The following is an 18,203-nucleotide window of genomic DNA, read 5'->3' on the forward strand; positions in this document are numbered from 1 at the left end:
GTTAATTACCCGTCAGATTACCGGTTAAAGTAAGCAGTGTTTTAGCTAACGTATCAGCTGATATCATCTGATCTTTATGGGTGTTTATAGAATCTGAGCTTCTGGTCTTTGAATTCTGCCAAATAAAATAATCAGATTCCTCCTCGTCATAATCAAGCTGCTGATAGATATTCGGCATGCTCGGTATGTGGTCCCCATAAAAGCATAATGCGTGTGGATTTTCAAATTTCGAATAAGCGTTTGTTAAATCTGCGATCATCTTATCTGCATTTTGTAGATGCCTAAGATAGACCGTTAAATCGTTAGCGGCTGTTAACGGTTTGTAATCAAAATAGCTGTGTTGCTCTTCTGCGGTGGTTTTTTCTAAATGCAAAGGGCCATGATTTTCCATGGTTATTGCAAAGATAAATAAGGGTTGATCAGGCTTGTTGCTTTCGTGATTTTGCGTGATTTCCAATATTTTATTGGTTACAGACTGGTCGGAAATATAAGGCCCAAAGGTGTTGTTGGTATCGAAGTCTTTAATATCGATGAACTCATCAAAACCCATTTGTGGGAAAATTCTGTCTCTGCCAAAAAATGATTCAGGGTGCGGATGAATACATACACAGCGATAGCCTTGCGCGCTAAGATAAGAGGCAATCGAACTGATCGGCATTTTGTGTAAATATTGATAAGGGTAATAACGATAAAGTCCCAAGTCTTGATATTTCAATCCACTTAAAAATGCAAACTCGGTACGCATGGTGTTTGCGCCCCAGGCAGGGACTTTGAGTTTTCCGAACTGGGTTGATTGTTGATTACAACTATCGAAGTTTTTAAGGACATCTGGTTTGATCGAATCATGCAGTCGTCGCGCATCAAAAAAAGATTCGCTCTGGATTACGGTAATATTAGAAAAAATGCCCTCAAAGTGGGGGGGTGACTTTTCATTATCTAATTTATCTATATTTCCAATTGGAGACTTAAAAGGAGACTCCGCCAAGGTAGATTGGATCGACTTTTGATGCGCGGGTGTGCGAGCCTGAATAGCGTAGACAAAAATCGAATTGAGTAAGCCTAAACGCTCAATATCCTGATCTGGTTCCTGAGTGAGTGTGAAGCGTAAAGCTAAATTTCGGGCGCTAAAAACAAACAATACGATCGCTAAAATACTGATTAGAATCCGTTGTGCAGTAAACGCCATCGCTGGTTCCAGGCTGAGAACAGTAATGATCAAAGCAATGATAATAATGGGTGCAGCAATAACAGGTAACAGCCCTAGAAAAGGGAAATACAAACGAGGGTGCTTAAACGCCTGTGAAAACATCGCGATGTCCGAGAACACCAAAGGTTCTCGTAAGGCTTTGTATTTTGCGTTACTAACACCGCTAAGAATGATTAAGAATATGGAAACTGCTAAAGCCGAAAAAATAGGACGTTGCACAATAAGTGTAACGGCTAAAAAAAGTATCGATACTAATAAGGCTTGCAGCAAACCATTACTGAAACTAACGTTAGGTGTTTTCGGTTTTACCCAGCGCTCTGGTAGAAATGAAAAAGCGATGGTTAACAACAGCGCTAAAGCAAGCGTCGGAAAATACGAGGGCAATAAATCCTGCATCAGCGTTTTCCGGCACCGAATAATAGATTCATAAACCAGTCTGCAATTCGCGCCGGCATCACACTTAAAAACCACGTACCCAAATTAAGCGGGAATGGGAAGGTGATGCTTGGTTTTTGTTTTTCGATACCATTAACGATGATATTCGCGGCTTTTTCTGGCGTCAGCATAAACGGTCTATCAGAGATAAACTGGTCGCTTAAGTCTGATTTTACAAAGCCTGGGTAAACCATCGATACTTTTATACCATCGTGTTTTAACCAGCCACGAATTGCTTCACCATAACCTTTTAGTCCCGCTTTACTGGCGCAATAACTAGGTGTGATGGGCATGCCATAGAAGGCTGCAAGCGAACTGATGATCGCGATGTGCCCTTGTTTGCGAGCCTGCATGCGTGAAATCAATGGGTTAATCGTAGCCAGCACGCCATTGAGGTTGGTGTCGACGACTTGGGTAATTTCGTCCCAGGTTTCAGCTTCCCCTTTTCTGCCCACGCAATTGGTAATACCTGCATTACAGATAATCAGGTCGATTGGGTGTTGCGTGTCGATTTCTGTGATCAAGTCCTGAAGCTTTTGGTATTCGGTCACATCAATCGAATGTGTCATCACTTCTGCAGATTTGTTGCTACAGAGCGCGTTGATCGCATCCAGTTTCTGTTGGTTTCTGGCGAGTAAAATAAGCCTGTTGTTGGGATTCGCCATACGTAAAGCGATAGCTGAACCTATGCCACTACTTGCTCCAGTGATAACAATATTTTTCTTGTTATTCATCTAATTAGCCTGAATTTCTTACTAGTTGATCAGGATCCAATTTAGTATCTGTTGCAGTAGGTTTTTCAAAAGTAGATTCTGCAGATGATGATCCTGATGAAAGTTTAGACGTATTTTCAGCTAATTTATTTACCGCCGAATCGACTGCCATTCGTATGCCTTTCAGATTGTAAAAACTACCATTGATTTGAGTTTGCTGAATGTAGGTTTGTTTAAATGCCTGGAATAATTCAGCATTTGGTTTCTCAGCATTAGACCAGAAATCATCTAATTTTCCCTGAAAAGTTAAGCTCGGTATATCATAAATGGCCGACCCCAATGCAATAACAGGGCAACCAAGGGCTAACGCAGATGTGCCAACGGTGCTGTTTACTAAAATAGTGCCTTGGGCAGCGTTGAGTAAAGTATTCAGGTTACCCGCTTCAAGGTAAATAACACGTTCACTGTTAACTTGATATTGAGTGCAAAGTTTATCAATGATTTTAGGGTAATTGATAAACCAAGGATCTAATGGATGCAGTTTGATAACGAGTTTTGCATCATTAGTAGCGTTTGTGGCAAAAGATTCGATCGTCGTTTGAATCACATGTTCCAGACTCGTAAAGTCAGAATGCAATCTTATCTGTGAATCAGCTTCGAGCTGTAATGGCAAAAGGTAAAAAGGAGAATGACTCGCAATTAACGCTTTAATTTGTTGATTAGATTGACGTTTGTAATAAAGCGATACCATCGGCATGCGCCTGATAAATCCCCAATACTCTTGTAATGGGCTATCCGGTCTGTGTGTTTCGTATTTTGGAAACATCGGTTTGAGTAATGTTTTCGCGAGGTGATAACGAATATCGTGCCATGCCCTTATAGCTAAATTCCCGCCTGTATCTTTGCTCTCATCTTGCCAGTCTGGTTGACGTTTAGCGAGTTCAAGAAACCACTCAGGTTCGTTTTCTGAATGTTCATATATTTTAGAGTAGGCGTTGACGCCATTACCATCAAGCGTTACCCAATTTGGTCTGAAGTAACCTTCTTCGAATACGTGAACTTCGATGCCTTGTTGTTTTGCTAACTCTATTGCCGGAACATGAACCGGACGCGTATCACCAAATAAGGCAATATCTGTAATGTTATGTTCTTTGAAAATAGCGAGATAGAACTCAGGGAGTTCATTCAACGATTTTTGGAAATTGATGTGATTGAGTGCGGTTGAAAAGAAACGTCCAGAAAGTAAATCACCCCCGCAAAAATTAATTTTGAGTGATTGATGGCCTGCCTTTATTAACGCCTTTTCAAGCTCAGCAAAAAATGGACTTGCTACCCCTTGTAGGAGAAGAAAGGATTTTTTCTGAGCGTGTGGCGATACTTGAAATGGCACGGGAGTTATAAAGTCAGTAAAACTTATTCGCGCCCAATCAACTCAATTTGGTAACCATCAGGGTCTTCCAAAAATGCGATAATAGTTTTACCGGCATTCATTGGGCCAGCATCACGAATCACTTTTCCACCTGACTGCTTCATTTTTTCACAGGCTTCGTAAACATCATCGACACCAATGGCAATATGGCCGTATGCGTTACCCAGATCATAGCTTTCAACGCCCCAGTTATGGGTTAGTTCTAATACCGTGTTATTTGCTTCGTCACCGTAACCCACAAAAGCCAGGGTGAATTCTCCTTCTGGGTAATCTTGACGACGTAATTCCTGCATGCCTAAAACGTCTGTGTAAAAAGCGATGGATTTTTCTAAGTTACCCACGCGTAGCATGGTGTGTAGCATTCTCATTTTTAAAAGTCCTGTTATTTATTACTATTCAATTACTCTACATTTAACCAAACGTGTAATTGTGGAAGTACCCGAACGTCAGTCCAGTTTAACGATTGTACTGCATCAATCAACCAAAGCATTTTTTGTTTTTGGTCGTATGGAGAATTTTCAGCAGTTGATCGGTTATCAACATTGATATCGGCATTATTATTACAAGGCTGCACATAGCAAGGCAATTGTGGATATTGCTCTGCAATCTCCTTTGCCCAGAGTAAATCATCCTGATCTGCCACGACAAATTTGAGTGAAACATCGGGATGCGTCTGGCTATTTATAATCTCAAGCGTTTCACAAGCGTCCAAACAACGTTGCAGGCCCTTATGTTTGAAGCGCATTCCAGAAGAGGGTGGTTTTGGGCTAAACGTCAATTGATCGAGTAAGGCAAACCAGGGTTTTGCAATGCTGCCCTGCGTTTCCATGGAAAACTTATAGCCTTTTGCCTGACCCAGTTTAATCAGTGGTTCTAGATTTTGCATCGCCGGATTTCCGCCAGATAGCGTAATCCACATGGCTTGTTTATTACTGAGCGATTCTATTTTGTTGAAAACAGATTCGGCATCCATGTTTTTCCAGTCATTATCAAATTCGGGCAAAACGGCGTAACCAGTATCGCACCAGCTGCAACGGTAATCACAACCCGCGGTTCTGACAAAAATCGTTTGAGTACCAATCAACGCACCTTCGCCCTGAATCGTGGGGCCAAAGATTTCCGAAATACTGATTAAGTCAGTAGCATCATTACTCACAGATTCTGTAGAAAAAGTGCCTGAAAGTGGGGGGGTGACTATAGATGGAATGCTCATGGTCTGTATTCGGCCCATGTTTTAGGCGTTTCACTGACGCGTACCGCACTTACTTCTGGCCATTGTTTTTTTGACCAATCGAATAAGAAATAAGCCAGATTTTCGGCTGTTGTATCATCGTGACCAAACACTTCATTGAGATGACGATGATCAAGCGTGTCGTCGATATATTGCTTTAAGGCATCGAGATCATTGTAATCTCGCACAAATCCAGTCGAATTAAGCGTCGCTGATCTCAACTCGATTTCGACAATATAGTTGTGTCCATGCAGTCGGTGACAGGGATGATCGCCAGGTAAGTTAAGTAGCTGGTGCGAGGCGCTAAAAGTAAATTGTTTGCTTATTGTATACATGATAATTAACTAGTTTGACGTAACTGATTGCCAGTAATCTGCATCGACATATTCGGTTGGGTCTTCAATATTCGCCAGGTGAAATGCTTCACGGCGTTCAACACAGGTGCCACAACGACCACAGTGCTTTTCTTGTCCTTTGTAACAGGACCAGGTATCAATCACAGGTACGCTATATTTTGCTGAGTCGCGGGCGATTTCAGTTTTATCCAGATGCAAATAAGGTGTGTATAGCTCAATCTCCGACATACCGTCTAAAGCCATTTTTTGCATCGCTGCAAACGACTCAATAAAATCTGGACGACAATCCGGGTAGATAAAATGATCACCGCCATGCACAGCCATAGCTACCGTATCCGCTTTTTGCGAAGACGCCAAACCAAAGGCAATCGTCATCATAATTGCGTTTCTATTAGGCACGACGGTGGCTTTCATGCTTTCTTCAGCATAATGTCCATCGGGAACGTCGATGTCATCGGTAAGGGCAGAGGTAAGCTGTTTGCCGACCTGACTTAAATCGATAATGGTGTGTTTTACGCCTAACTGTTTGGCGCAATGTGCGGCAAAGTCGAGTTCTTTGCGATGGCGTTGTCCGTAATCGAACGACAAGAGTGATGATAGCGTGCCTTCGCTGGCTACTTTGTAGGATAAAGTAACAGAATCGAGACCGCCCGAACAAACTACTAGGGCTTTCATATTTCCTTCTATGGGAGATAATTCTCCCCGTGTTTTTTACCTGGTGCGTCGACAGGGGTAAATCGGTTGATTTACAAGCGCGGTATTATAACCAAAGGTTTTTTAAAATGCGATTGTTGTTTGATGGGAGAATTTGATAAAACCTGACGACACACTGAGGTGTCAAACTGATGGTAACTAGAGAGTGAGTTCTGTTTCTAATATAATGCTTTGTAAATATTCATAATTTGAGGAAACCATGTTTGTTACATATTTAAAAGCAGCGCTGATGATTCTAATCCCGGGAATGATAGTCGCGTGGTTATCCTATGACTTTTATCACACCATCGTAAACGGTGTGACCTACAAACTAAGAGTGAACGGAACCCTGGATTTCAGTGAATACCCGTTTATTTTTATTTTTACGGTAGTTTTGAAATTAGTGTTTTATGTTTTTATGCTGTCTTTTATTCGAGATGGATTTCGCATTTTCAATGGTAAAGGTAAGGTGGCTAAGGTTAAGGAATGAGTTTGTAGTGTTATTAAAGCTTAAAAAAACGCCCATAAGTAGGGGGGTGTCAATTTTCACTTTGTATTAAACACTAATGAATCGTCTTGATGGGCAGTCTGTTTATTGGTTCATTGATGAGCCTAGTTAGCAGGACTAATATAAAATTCAATCAGTGCCTTTTTGTCTTCATCAGATAATTTTCTAAAGCGTTTTTTCATGCGTCTAGGCATATAGCGCTCACCTTCGCTAAGCACTTTAAATTGGCTTTGAAGATAGTTTTTCCATTGACCTCGTAGTATTGATGCGTCTTCGATATTGTTGGTGCCTTCATCAACATGACAGTTTTCACAGAGATCCATGTGGATTTCTTTTCCTTTTTTCGCAAGGTCCTGATCAAATGCTTGTGATGCAGGTTTTGATTTCTGTTTGACTAAAAAAAATGCAATGGCTTCAATTTCGTTTGTCTTCAGTGCTTTGGTTATCTCATTCATGTCTGTTTCTGTTTTATCACCAGTTGCCGCGCTGTCTTTTAGCTTAATTGGCTTCGATTTTCTATCGCCTGATTTAAACTGATCCATAATGTCGAAAGTCAAAATTGCTGAAGTCCCTGCAATATTGGGAATTTCTTTGTCTTTGCTGTTGCCATCTTGTTGATGACATTCGCTACACTTTTCTTGAAAAAGCTTTTTACCAATATCCTCAGTCGTATCAGTCGAAAAAGCTAGTGTGCTTATGCTAAGCATAAATATCAGAAGGTGAAATATTAGGGTAGTACGCATAAGAATAGTTGGAAGTTAATAGATAAAAGTTAAGTAAAAAAGAGCGATTACGTCTCTAAGGCATTATGAGGAATACGTCCCATAATGGTCTCATTTCCAGCTTCTGGATTGCTGGGTACATTAAAGGCTAAGAGTAAGGATATTCCCGCAAAAACCGCTCCTACATAAAATACTAAAGAAGGCGAGCTCAACCATAAAGCGCCAAAAATGACAGGGATTACAACCGCCGCAATGTGATTAATGGTGAAAGAAACACCAGCTGTTGAAGCAATGTCAGTAGGGTTAGCAATTTTCTGGAAATAGGTTTTTTGCGCAATAGCCATGGCGAAGAATAAGTGATCTAAAATATACAGACCTACCGCAATATTCGAATTTTCTACCACAGCGTAGCCACAGAACACAGCGATCAAACCAATATATTCGAATATTAATGAATTCCTCTCGCCGATTTTAGCGATGAGTCTGCCGATTCTAGGCGCCATAAAAATATTAAAAGCGGAGTTTATAAGGAACAGTATGGAAATTTCTCCGACACTAAATCCAAACTTTTCTACCATCAAAAATCCTGCAAATACCACGAAGATTTGACGGCGAGCACCACTCATAAATTGCAAGGCGTAATACAGCCAGTAGCGTTTTCGTAGAATGAGTTTTTTACTTTGATAGACTTTCTGCGGGAAGTCATCGAAATGATTCCAGCTATAAAAGGCGATAAATAAAGAAACGCCGCCCCCGACAATGTATATCCATTTGTAATCAAAATGGAAGAATTCGAATAATAACCACACCAGAGAAAATGCCAAAATCGATGCGGCAGCTTTTGCTGCGATCATTTTGCCCAAAAATTCAGGTGCATCTTTCTTGCTCACCCATTGCAGGGTAAGCGAGTTTTGAATGGTTTCCAGATAGTGGAAGCCCATCGACATTAAAATTGTGGTGAGATAAAAGCCAATAGCAGAGGGAAAGAAGCCGGTGAGTAGTGTTCCCAACCCTAGTAAAACCATCGAAACATAAGCCATTCGCTGTTCGCGAATAAGCAGTAGAACGTAGATAATCGTAAAAGCAAGAAAGCCGGGGATTTCGCGAAGGCTTTGTAAAATACCAATTTCCACACCGGTAAATGCAGCACGTTCAATCGCAAAATTATTCAACAGATTTTGCCAGACAGCAAAACTCATCGCTGTACCTGCAGCGATAAGAAGCAGTAATAACTCAGGAGAGTTCTTAGTGATTTTCATGTCTACGTCTTCAACTCTTGTGTCGTTAATTTGCCCCTGGTGTTTGTCAGTTAAAGAAGATAAGTGCCGAATCCCAGGGGTGAATTAAGCAGTGAAAACTAGTTGGTAAACTGAACCCATGGATACTTTTTGTCGTCTTTCACATGCGACCAGAATAAAACACCAGAATTTCTCCAAGGATCTAAAATGATTCCATCAGCAACGCCTTTATTTTTAGCCGTCACAACCAATGTACTGTGTTCTCTCCAATAGTTACGTCTAAATGCAACAGCATGGTAGAACTGCAAAGACTTCATGGGCTTATTGATTTGTTTACCCATGTCGTGAGTCCATTGGTAACATAATCCACGAGGACGCTTACCATAATTTACCAGTACATTGTGGTATAGAGGGGGGCTCATAAGTTGGTATCGATTGGCTAAAACTTTTGGGTAAAGAACAGCTTCTCTAGCAACAAACTGGGCTTCACTTTCAACAATATTTGGTCCTAAAGTCATAATTGCTTGTTTCAGCTCTTGAATTTTTTTGTTGTCATATTCATCAATGGCACTAACAATAGTCCTTCCCTGTTTGTTTACATGCACACCTTGGTATTGGATTGATGAACAGGCACTCAAAAGAAGTAAGCTAGTCAGTATCAATGAAAGTTTTAGTGTAAAAAGATTCTTCATGGCAGGTAGTAACATTTAATTTGTTTCATTATCGTCATTAGTTGGTACGGCGCTAATAACTCTTCTTGTATATTTTTTCCAGTCATATTCAGGATCATCACGTGTTTGGAGAACTAGGAGATCTCCAGAATTTCTCCATGCATCTAGGATATATGCATTTTCGATCCCTTTTCCTTTGGCTGCCACTGTTAAAACATTGTGTTCATAATTTCTGCCTTGATTAGCGACAGCACGTTGCAATGTTAAGGTTTTAAAGGTTCTTCCCTCAACAATATGATCAGTCATGTCGCGTGCCCAGTGATAACATAATCCACGGTCTCTTTTACCTGCATTCACTAGTACATTGTGAGAGTTAGCAGGAGCAATTAACCTGTATTTATTTGCTAAGTGTCGAGGATACAGAACAGCTTCTCTAGCCACGAAGCTAGCTTCTTCAGGGTCAATATTTGGCCCTAATCCCATAATTGTTTCAGTCACTATTTGTATTTTAAACTCAGTGGTTGAGTCAATTGCTGAAATCTTTGTTCTACGATTTTCAGCATCAAAGCTAACTTCGTCATAACGAATATCTTTAACGATCGGACTCATAGAGCATGCAGACAGAAGCATGGTAGATATGAGGAATAGGGCTGATAGTATACGTTTCATAATGAGTAATAACTTATTTAAAATTTAGTTTTTAGGTTTGGTAAAATGCATCAAATAGTTCACGCTAACGTCACTATTTAACTTATAACTTTGAAGCAATGGGTTATACGTCATACCCTTTATGTTTTCAAGTTGCAGGCCAGACTTTCTAGCCCATGCCTCAAGCTCTGAAGGTTGTATGAATTTAGCATACTCATGAGTACCTTTTGGGAGCATATTCAATACGTATTCTGCGCCTAAAATTGCAAATGCAAATGACTTCGGATTTCGGTTAATCGTAGAAAAGAAAACACTTCCTCCCGGTTTAACCAAATCTGCACAGGCTTGGATTATCGATCCTGGGTCTGGTACGTGTTCAAGCATTTCCATACAGCTTACGACATCAAATTGCCCCGTCTGTTCCTTAGCAAGTTCTTCTACAGGGATTTTTTGGTATTTAATATTCTCAATCCCTGTTTCTAAAGCATGTAACTCAGCCACAGAAAGCGGGGCCTGGCCCATATCTATTCCCAGAGTGTCAGCTCCACGAAGTGCCATGCTTTCAGACAGTATTCCTCCGCCACAACCCACATCAATAACTTTTTTGTCTTTTATACCGCCTGAATGTTGCTCAATATAATTTAATCTTAGTGGGTTAATATCATGCAAAGGTTTGAATTCACTGTCTCTATCCCACCAGCGGTGTGCCAAATCCTCGAACTTTTTTATTTCGTTAGGATCAACATTCACAGACTTGCTTGAGGGTTGGGTGGCATTAGAATTATTTAGTTCATTTTTTTTCGCTGTAGCTTGCATGGCAATACACATGATTTGAATAGTTAATTTACGTTATTATATCGAAAATGGATTCACAACTGCGAAATAAATATCGAGGTTTTATCAAGGTCTGCAATGTTTAAATATTTCTTTGGAATAGTTGCCGTACAAATTGCAACAGTTGCGCTGGTATTACTCGCTCCTGAATTAGAAGGAATAGGGTGGTTGCGATTGCTGATTCCGTTATTAGTGGTCGGTTTTTTTACCGCCTTTTGGTTTAACTCAATCGCATCACATAAAAGTAAAGATGAAGTTTTTGAGGCGAAAGCTCAGCATGCTCGTGAAAGAGAAAAAATTCAGCTGAACGCTGAGCGCGCTAAAACCAAGTTGGTGCAAAAAACGCAGCAGCAAATTGCCAAAGAAGCCAAAATCACCCACAGCAAAGCCAACTTTAAAGTAGGGGCAGCATTTGCCGGTACCATAGGCGCAGGTGCTTTGATGCTATTAACGGAATTACTGACCATGGGCTTATTAACAATTAGCACGGCTGGTGGTGCACTGGGCGGCTATGTAATGCGGGCCAGAAAAGAAACTAAATTATTAAAACAGATCAACCAGAATAATGACAATCAAGCAGGCAATAACATACTGAAAAAACCCGTAAAAACCATACCCAAACCAAAAGTTAAATCAACGCCAAAAAAGTAATTAGCCATACTCCTACTTTGAATGATATTACGTTTTTGTTTTTTAAAAACGTAAATAGAATTTATGCAGAGCTGAAGGCTTTTTTTTAAGTGGCTTTTAACAAATTAACCAGATATCACTTCAGGTTTTGTAATTGCTTGTCATGAATCTTGCTTAAAACGAGTATGCAGACAATCGCTCCTATCAGTGCTAAAAACATATCTGATTGAGTATCCCACTCATAACCTTGCGTACCTAAAAAGGCGACTGCATCATCACCACTTGCAACAGCAACCCACCACTCTATCAGTTCATAAAATGCGCTAAATGCCAAGGTGACTGAAATGATAAACGTATTTAACCAGGCTTTACCGTTAACGGCATTTTTACGAATCAATATTTCTCTGGCGAGTAGAGCGGGTACAAAACCCTGGAATAAATGACCTACTTTGTCGTAATTGTTTCGTTCGGCACCAAATAGACCATCAAACAATGGAACTTCAGCATAGGTGTAATGTCCACCTATCATCAACACAATACAATGTAGCAAAATGAAAAAATACAGTATGGATGTTAAGTGAAAAGTCTTGAAGGTATACAGCAATAAGCCCGCGCCAATGATGGCTGGCGACACTTCCAGAAACCAGGTGAGTGTATCTTTGGGGTTAATTCCCGACCAGATTAAAACCACTAAAAATATTAAACCCCATGCGTACTTCATACTCTTTATCCTTAACGTCTTAATGTTTTTTTCTGATTTGCAGTATAACAATTAACACCATGCCGATACCCATAACAACAGATGCAAAAATCAACGGCATCGAATAATTTCCTGTTGTTTCTGCAATCATTCCTGCCATGGCAGGTGCAACTACTTGCGCGATACCATAACTCAAGGTTAATTTTCCCATGGGTTTAGCAGGTTTGGTAGGGTAAAACTTGCCAACCATGGTCAGCAGTAAACTCACGATGCCCACGAAGGTTAATCCAAAGAAAAAACCGCTGAGTAAAACACCCGATAAGCTATGACTAAAAACCGGAATAATAATACCAACAATATTAATGCCATAAGCCCAGAACAATGCCTTTAACTCGCCGACTTTTCGGGCAATTCGATCCCATAAAATAGCGGCTGGTGCCGCCGCGATACCAGTGACTAGCCAGACTAGCGAACCTTTGCCTGCCAATTCAGGCTGATGATCGACAATGGCGACCAGAAATGTAGCGCTGATAACATAACCGATACCGGCACAGAAATAAGCCACGTACAAAATCAACATCCAGCTTTTTTCTGGTGGCGTGTCCAATAGCGTTCCGCCAGTTGTGGTCTGATGATGATTCACCGGCTTTGGCAACCAGCGCCATGCGGGAATAGCAATAACTACTGCAATCGCTGAATAGACATACCACTGTTGCGCCCAATCAAGCTTGTTTAGCATCATCATCGAGAGTATCGCGGTAAGGCTTATGCCAAGTCCGATGCCAGCGAAATGTATGCCCAGTTCGGGCTTGTGTCCGTGGCGGATCATCCAGTTAAGAATCAATCCGGTTCCCACTAATAAACATGCCGCACTGCTCAAACCACCAATAAAACGCATGATTGACCAGACGATGTAATTGTCGGTAACTCCCATACCTACAGTAGAAAGGACTGCGACAATCAGCCCCACTCGATAAAGTACGTCTTTGAGTTTGAGGTCACTGATTGAGGCAGCGATAATCGCCCCCAGCATATAACCCAGATAGTTAATGGTGGCGAGCCAGCCACCGCTGGCATCATTCAAATATGTCTCATTAATCATCACCGGCAATAAGGGCGTGTATGAAAAACGCGAAATACCCATCGCTAAAATAAGGCTAAATAGCCCCGCAAACATCACTTTTAACGGATGATCTGTTTTACTATTTGGCATATAAGAAAGGGGATTCCTGTCGCGGGTTTGGTTTTTTGCAGATCTTTTAACGAATAATTACTGCGTAATAAAATCTACAGTCGTGTCGATGACTTCTTTGTTGAGTAAAATTTTACGATGACCAAAACCAGACGTGATGAGCTTTTTTGCCTGTGGTTGACTTTTGTGCAGTGGTAACACTTCTTCTATTGGAACTTCGTGATCTTGATCGTCATGGATCAATAGTAGTTCACTGTCGCAACTTTTGATGGTTTCTAGCGGAGAAATTTCATTCCAGTCCCATCCGACGTGATATTCATGGGCAAACTTTTTTAATGCGACTTGTTGCATGGCATCCAGAGTAGATTGCCTTAAAGAGAAAAGATCGCCAAAGATTTCGAGGATAAATTCGACGCCAGAGAAGGTACTTATCAACACCACTTTGGGTGTTTTAACACCAAACTTATCTATCGACAATAGTGTGGTTCCAGTGCCAAAAGAGTGAGCAATGATAGCCTCTACCGGACCTTCCTGCTTAATTACTTCAGCAATTATCGACGCGCCATCCAGCATGTTTGAGTGTTTGCCCGTTGAGTCACCATGTCCCGGGATCTCGAAGCCAACAACGCGATAACCTGCTGCAACCAAGGGTTCGATAAATCCCATTAGCTGAGAACTTCTACCACCCCAGCCATGCGCTAGCAGAATTGTTGGGCCTTCTCCCCAGCTACGCACAGAAATCTGTCGGTCTTTGATGTTTATGAAATGCAATTTGGCACTTTCACGAATGGCTTTCTCACGTCGAGGAATAATGACTTTAGGTGGCGTCATAAAGAGCCGTAAGGCTAATTTTCCGGCCAGAGTGGGGGAAATAGCACCAACTATTTTGAATACATAAGTGGTCAAACTAAAAAATGCCTTCATGGAGAAGGGCATATTTGAGCTTTTAAAAGGGTGATCCGTCTTCTTGGTCATGCGCAGCTTCTTCTTTTTTAATTATTTGAGAGTATTTAGAGGTAAAATTTTGAGGGTATTTAAGGGGAGCTAATAATAGACTCAAATCATTATATGTAAACTAAATACTAAACTGATTTAGTATCTAACTGCTATATATCATTAAAAGACACTGTATTACCACTACGGCACTAGCTTTCAAGCCCGATAGCGTTCTATTTAGAGGGAAGATAGATCAATCAATCAAGACTTCTCATGCTATTAATTTTTAAAATAGATTCTTTGACTATTTCACTGATGCTCTTTTCTATGGAAACTGTGAATGCTATTTCATCATCCTCAGGTATTTCAAGGGTGTCTAGTTGACCATCGAGTAGACTGGAGGGCATGTAATGGTTTGCTCGGGAATTCATCCTTTTTAACAGTGTTTCTCGGCTTCCATGCAGATAGATATAGAGTATGGGAACGCCAGATGACGTTGACAGGCGTTCACGATAAGCACGTGTCAACGCAGAACAACTTAATATTACACCACTATTATCGTTGTTTTTTATGCGGATCGCTTCACCTAAGGCATCAAGCCAAGGCCAGCGATCTTCATCGGTTAAGCCGATTCCGTTAGACATTTTTTCTATATTTGAAGCAGGGTGGAAATCATCTCCTTCAAAAAAAGGTAATTGCAGCTGGGATGCTATTTTTTTAGCGATGGTGGATTTTCCACAGCCACAAACTCCCATAGCTACAACGACTGGTTTGTTATTAAAAAAATGCGCTGATTCCATAGTTAAAATACCAAAGCTCATAAAAAAGCAGTTAATCTTATACATCAAATAGATATTTAAGTATCTGATAGAATATTCTTCTGTTTTTCTTAAATGGCTATTTAACGCTTCATGAAGACTATTTTATACATCATATTATTTGTATTATTTTCTGCCGCTGTGATTATCGGAGGGGATTATTTTTATGATGTATATAATTCTCCAGTTCATTCACCAGTCAAATCGCTAGATAATGTTAATAATAACCAAATTAGCGATAATACTGAGCAACATGCAGATCAAAAACAGTTAAACAATCAGCCAAAAATTCCTCATGAACTAGCCACAGATAAAGCAACTACAAGCTCGGTAAACAGCAAAACCAAATTAACCAAATTAACAACAATGACACCCCCCCACTTTAAGCAAGGTTTTGATTGGTCTTTACCAAGCTATGCGGGGGAAGAGAGATATTCGGGTTTAACAACAGAATTAGATAGTGGAATGAAAACCGTTAAGAATAGGTTTTTAAAACTCTTGTGGAATGAAGCGAATCCACAAAAAGGCGTATTTGATTTCTCTGGATTTGAGAGGGATTTAAAACGTATCGCTCCACAACGAGCGTTAGTTAGAATAGAGGTTAATTCTTCCTGCGAAGCTCCTGATTGGGCATTAAAAAACTTAAGACAAACATCCGAAAAGTCACTCATTTATTGGGATGAAGCTTATACAAACGCCTTACGTCCTTTTATTCAAGCATTTGCCCGGCGTTATGCATCAAACCCTCAAGTGATCGGTGTTCAGCTTGGCTTAGCTGATGGGGAGTTTGGTAAAGCAGAGGATTCCTGTGATGATTATGGCAATAAAAATGGCTGGGGTGAATTCTGGATGTCACCCAATGAACGTAATGAGGCAGAACAGAGCTTCGGTTTCAATCCAGAGGTATTCGAACAAGCAACGCTTGCGAATATTGATATCTATGCTAAGGCATTTGGCAAACATAAAAATAAGCTAGGCTTTACTAATCTAGGCACGCTTTTCACATATGGCTATGGAGCTGAACCCTATAATCAAAAACTTAAGAAAATCGCCAAATATGTTTTGGATTTGGGTTTGGGAAACCGTGATGGCGCTATTGAACGCTGGTTGACTTACACCGACAAAATTTATGGCAATGTATTTACCTCAATGCCTGATGGAAGTTGTCGTTTAGATTTTAATGAGCAGTTTGCGAGTAAAATTAAAGGTCGATATTGGGGAACTGAAAATGAATTTTATGGAAAAAATGATTATGTGATTGCAGAGGTTGGTCCTTATGAAAATAACCCATATCGCTTTTTAATCACTTCTTTGCGTGTATTACAAATGCGAAGAAACTTCATGAGTATCAGTAATATGAGTAAAGTTTATGATGGAGATTATAAAACTCAGGATTTCATAAAGTATTTAACATTAACCTTGGGTAAACAATTAGAAAACACACCCGATGCATTTGTATTATTGGGTGAACGCTATATTGCCAATTCTCGTTTAAAGGATCACAGCGAAGTGGATTGCGTGAACAATAATAAGGATGCAGTGACAGTAAGATCTTTTGGTCGTTGGTTGGAAGAAAGCCCACAAAACACGCGTATTGAAAACAAACCTGCTATCAAGGTGATAATGCCCAAATCTGAAAACTATTGGTTTCAGGGCTACTATCTCCCCGATGGTATCGATTATGAATACTTTGCCCGGGAAGCCAAAGAGTTCAGCTTTGATGTCAATGACGAATTGGCAAAAATGCGATGTCCGGATGGTTGTGATGTTGAAGTAAAAGCAATTTTTAAAGACACCGCAAAAACAACATTGAGTGTTGAAGTGGCAGAAGGCGAGAGTCAAAGTCTTGAGACTTTGGGTGATAATAAAATTAAAACGGCAACCTTCACACTGAACTCGCGTTTCAGCAAAATAAAGCAGGGCTCTGATCTAGTGCTTAGGAGTGGGCAACAAGCAATCCCGCTAATTATGTTACGTATGAATCTGCTTTAGTTGTAATTAGAGTAGAATTAAGTTTTCATTATAACTGACAAGAATAACTTACTATATCTGACTAAAAATTGATGGAAACTCACTGATTATGCTCATTATTTCACCAGCTGTATCCATTCCCGATGATGAAATCGAAATCTCAGCAATTCGTGGGCAAGGCTCGGGTGGGCAAAACGTCAATAAAGTTTCATCCGCGATTCATTTACGATTTGATATAGCCGACTCCTCACTTCCTGAGTTCTACAAAGAACGCTTGCTGGCGTTGAGTGACAACCGCATCAGCAAAGATGGTGTCATCATTATCAAAGCACAAACTCACCGTACTCAGGAGAAGAACCGCAAAGATGCGTTAGAGCGACTTCAGTTACTGATTAAAAGTGTCTCCTTAGTGCGTAAAGCGCGCATGCCAACTAAGCCCAGTAGAAACTCACAAATTAAGCGTGTGGATAAAAAAATTCAACGGGGGAAAACGAAAACCTTGCGTAAGAAAGTGGATAGAGACTAATAGATTCAGTTGATAAAAAAAAGCCTTAAAGTAGGGGGGTGACTTTCGTTTTCTGAAAAGAATTATTTATCTGCTAAATAACTTTATTCACTAATTAATAAATTCTATACTCCTTTCCTATAAAATTTTTTATATGCAAGGGAGTTAAGAATGACAATAAGTAAAATGGGGTTAATCATAGCAACTGCAGTACTGATATCTGCGTGCTCAGGCGGATCAGATAGCGGTTCTACGGCTTCTGGTAGTAAACCAGAAAAGAAAATGGCGGCTAAGCCAGCAAAGCCAGCCGCTACGAATCCTCGTGGTAGCAAAATCACAGGAACAATCAGACCGGGTAGTAAGTTCTCAAAAATTAATCTGGGCATGAGTATGGCTCGCGTTAATTCGACAATTGGCGGACCAAATGACCTAAAGCGACACGAAACTGGTAAGCGTTGGATTCCTTTCTACTATGGTAGTGACGTGCAGCGTATGCAGGCCTTATACGATGGCGAAGGTTGCTTAACCTATAATGGTGGAAACGTATTTGGCGGCGGTGGTAATAAGCTGATCGGAATCAATGTTGATCCATCAGGTGCTTGTTACTAACCACAAGAATAAACAAACAAAAAGCCCGTGAGTGAAATCATGGGCTTTTTTTTGTTCTAAAAATAGTGCCCTAGCTCTGTATAAATTCTATTACACATAAGAACCACGTCCTTAGGACGTGGAAGAGGTTCAAGGCTCTAGCCTCAAGAACCTACTC

21 protein-coding genes are annotated in these 18,203 nt (G+C 40.5%); 5 read left to right on the forward strand and 16 right to left on the reverse strand.

The features are described from left to right. Position 1: 1 nt before the first annotated feature. The 7 genes from Q1A31_RS17895 to queC are packed head-to-tail and all read right to left on the reverse strand — an operon-like array spanning position 2 to position 6,046. Positions 2 to 1,603 carry an LTA synthase family protein gene (locus tag Q1A31_RS17895; protein WP_299880039.1) on the reverse strand — a complete coding sequence of 534 codons (1,602 nt, stop codon included), beginning with the start codon at positions 1,601 to 1,603 and terminating at the stop codon, positions 2 to 4. Beyond that, the gene (locus tag Q1A31_RS17900) at positions 1,603 to 2,376 is read right to left on the reverse strand and encodes an SDR family oxidoreductase (RefSeq protein WP_299880042.1); all 774 of its coding nucleotides are present in this window, start codon (positions 2,374 to 2,376) and stop codon (positions 1,603 to 1,605) included. Before Q1A31_RS17900 ends, Q1A31_RS17895 begins: the two co-directional genes overlap by 1 nt. Positions 2,377 to 2,380: 4 nt before the next feature. Next, positions 2,381 to 3,745 carry a capsule biosynthesis protein gene (locus tag Q1A31_RS17905; RefSeq protein ID WP_299880044.1) on the reverse strand — a complete coding sequence of 455 codons (1,365 nt, stop codon included), beginning with the start codon at positions 3,743 to 3,745 and terminating at the stop codon, positions 2,381 to 2,383. Between the two features lie 23 nt (positions 3,746 to 3,768). Then, positions 3,769 to 4,152 (reverse strand): lactoylglutathione lyase, encoded by a 384-nt coding sequence (gene gloA, locus Q1A31_RS17910; RefSeq protein ID WP_299880048.1) that lies wholly within the window; start codon positions 4,150 to 4,152, stop codon positions 3,769 to 3,771. Positions 4,153 to 4,184: 32 nt separating this feature from the next. Further along, positions 4,185 to 4,997 carry a 7-carboxy-7-deazaguanine synthase QueE gene (gene queE, locus Q1A31_RS17915; RefSeq protein WP_299880050.1) on the reverse strand — a complete coding sequence of 271 codons (813 nt, stop codon included), beginning with the start codon at positions 4,995 to 4,997 and terminating at the stop codon, positions 4,185 to 4,187. Further along, positions 4,994 to 5,350: a 6-carboxytetrahydropterin synthase QueD gene (queD, locus tag Q1A31_RS17920; protein ID WP_299880052.1), complete on the reverse strand. Its 357-nt coding sequence runs from the start codon at positions 5,348 to 5,350 to the stop codon at positions 4,994 to 4,996. Before queD ends, queE begins: the two co-directional genes overlap by 4 nt. A gap of 9 nt (positions 5,351 to 5,359) precedes the next feature. After that, complete coding sequence (queC, locus tag Q1A31_RS17925; RefSeq protein WP_299880055.1) at positions 5,360 to 6,046, reverse strand: 7-cyano-7-deazaguanine synthase QueC; 687 nt, start codon at positions 6,044 to 6,046, stop codon at positions 5,360 to 5,362. Positions 6,047 to 6,284: 238 nt separating this feature from the next. On the opposite strand from queC, the gene Q1A31_RS17930 reads away from it, so the two are divergent. Next, positions 6,285 to 6,554: a hypothetical protein gene (locus tag Q1A31_RS17930; protein ID WP_299880058.1), complete on the forward strand. Its 270-nt coding sequence runs from the start codon at positions 6,285 to 6,287 to the stop codon at positions 6,552 to 6,554. Between the two features lie 122 nt (positions 6,555 to 6,676). Here the strand turns inward: Q1A31_RS17930 and Q1A31_RS17935 are convergent, their stop codons facing one another. The 5 genes from Q1A31_RS17935 to ubiG all read right to left on the reverse strand — a co-directional run bounded on the left by Q1A31_RS17935 (position 6,677) and on the right by ubiG (position 10,667). Next, positions 6,677 to 7,279 carry a c-type cytochrome gene (locus tag Q1A31_RS17935; RefSeq protein ID WP_299880061.1) on the reverse strand — a complete coding sequence of 201 codons (603 nt, stop codon included), beginning with the start codon at positions 7,277 to 7,279 and terminating at the stop codon, positions 6,677 to 6,679. 83 nt (positions 7,280 to 7,362) lie between these two features. Beyond that, positions 7,363 to 8,553 (reverse strand): MFS transporter, encoded by a 1,191-nt coding sequence (locus tag Q1A31_RS17940; protein ID WP_299880064.1) that lies wholly within the window; start codon positions 8,551 to 8,553, stop codon positions 7,363 to 7,365. Positions 8,554 to 8,651: 98 nt separating this feature from the next. Beyond that, complete coding sequence (locus Q1A31_RS17945; protein WP_299880067.1) at positions 8,652 to 9,239, reverse strand: hypothetical protein; 588 nt, start codon at positions 9,237 to 9,239, stop codon at positions 8,652 to 8,654. Further along, positions 9,240 to 9,872, reverse strand: coding sequence for a hypothetical protein (locus Q1A31_RS17950; protein ID WP_299880070.1), 633 nt, complete (start codon positions 9,870 to 9,872; stop codon positions 9,240 to 9,242). Between the two features lie 24 nt (positions 9,873 to 9,896). Continuing rightward, positions 9,897 to 10,667, reverse strand: a complete 771-nt coding sequence (gene ubiG, locus Q1A31_RS17955; RefSeq protein ID WP_299880073.1) for a bifunctional 2-polyprenyl-6-hydroxyphenol methylase/3-demethylubiquinol 3-O-methyltransferase UbiG — start codon at positions 10,665 to 10,667, stop codon at positions 9,897 to 9,899. 96 nt (positions 10,668 to 10,763) lie between these two features. Here ubiG and Q1A31_RS17960 point away from each other — a divergent pair, with 96 nt between their 5' ends. Further along, positions 10,764 to 11,336 carry a hypothetical protein gene (locus Q1A31_RS17960; protein WP_299880076.1) on the forward strand — a complete coding sequence of 191 codons (573 nt, stop codon included), beginning with the start codon at positions 10,764 to 10,766 and terminating at the stop codon, positions 11,334 to 11,336. A 115-nt stretch (positions 11,337 to 11,451) separates the two neighbouring features. Here the strand turns inward: Q1A31_RS17960 and Q1A31_RS17965 are convergent, their stop codons facing one another. The 4 genes from Q1A31_RS17965 to Q1A31_RS17980 all read right to left on the reverse strand — a co-directional run bounded on the left by Q1A31_RS17965 (position 11,452) and on the right by Q1A31_RS17980 (position 14,943). Then, positions 11,452 to 12,036: a DUF2238 domain-containing protein gene (locus tag Q1A31_RS17965; RefSeq protein ID WP_299880079.1), complete on the reverse strand. Its 585-nt coding sequence runs from the start codon at positions 12,034 to 12,036 to the stop codon at positions 11,452 to 11,454. Between the two features lie 19 nt (positions 12,037 to 12,055). Further along, complete coding sequence (locus tag Q1A31_RS17970; RefSeq protein WP_299880082.1) at positions 12,056 to 13,228, reverse strand: YbfB/YjiJ family MFS transporter; 1,173 nt, start codon at positions 13,226 to 13,228, stop codon at positions 12,056 to 12,058. Between the two features lie 57 nt (positions 13,229 to 13,285). Beyond that, complete coding sequence (locus Q1A31_RS17975) at positions 13,286 to 14,182, reverse strand: alpha/beta hydrolase (RefSeq protein ID WP_299880085.1); 897 nt, start codon at positions 14,180 to 14,182, stop codon at positions 13,286 to 13,288. Positions 14,183 to 14,400: 218 nt separating this feature from the next. Then, positions 14,401 to 14,943 (reverse strand): gluconokinase, encoded by a 543-nt coding sequence (locus Q1A31_RS17980; protein ID WP_299880088.1) that lies wholly within the window; start codon positions 14,941 to 14,943, stop codon positions 14,401 to 14,403. Positions 14,944 to 15,054: 111 nt separating this feature from the next. Between Q1A31_RS17980 and Q1A31_RS17985 the strand changes: the two genes are divergently transcribed. The 3 genes from Q1A31_RS17985 to Q1A31_RS17995 all read left to right on the forward strand — a co-directional run bounded on the left by Q1A31_RS17985 (position 15,055) and on the right by Q1A31_RS17995 (position 18,046). Then, a complete protein-coding gene (locus Q1A31_RS17985; protein ID WP_299880091.1) occupies positions 15,055 to 16,953 on the forward strand; it encodes a hypothetical protein in 1,899 nt (632 codons plus the stop codon). An 88-nt stretch (positions 16,954 to 17,041) separates the two neighbouring features. Then, positions 17,042 to 17,458 carry an alternative ribosome rescue aminoacyl-tRNA hydrolase ArfB gene (gene arfB, locus Q1A31_RS17990; RefSeq protein ID WP_299880094.1) on the forward strand — a complete coding sequence of 139 codons (417 nt, stop codon included), beginning with the start codon at positions 17,042 to 17,044 and terminating at the stop codon, positions 17,456 to 17,458. 150 nt (positions 17,459 to 17,608) lie between these two features. Next, positions 17,609 to 18,046, forward strand: coding sequence for a hypothetical protein (locus Q1A31_RS17995; RefSeq protein WP_299880097.1), 438 nt, complete (start codon positions 17,609 to 17,611; stop codon positions 18,044 to 18,046). The last annotated feature ends 157 nt before the right edge of the window (positions 18,047 to 18,203 follow it).

Source organism: uncultured Cocleimonas sp., assembly GCF_947495625.1.
Classification (GTDB): Bacteria; Pseudomonadota; Gammaproteobacteria; order Thiotrichales; family Thiotrichaceae; genus Cocleimonas.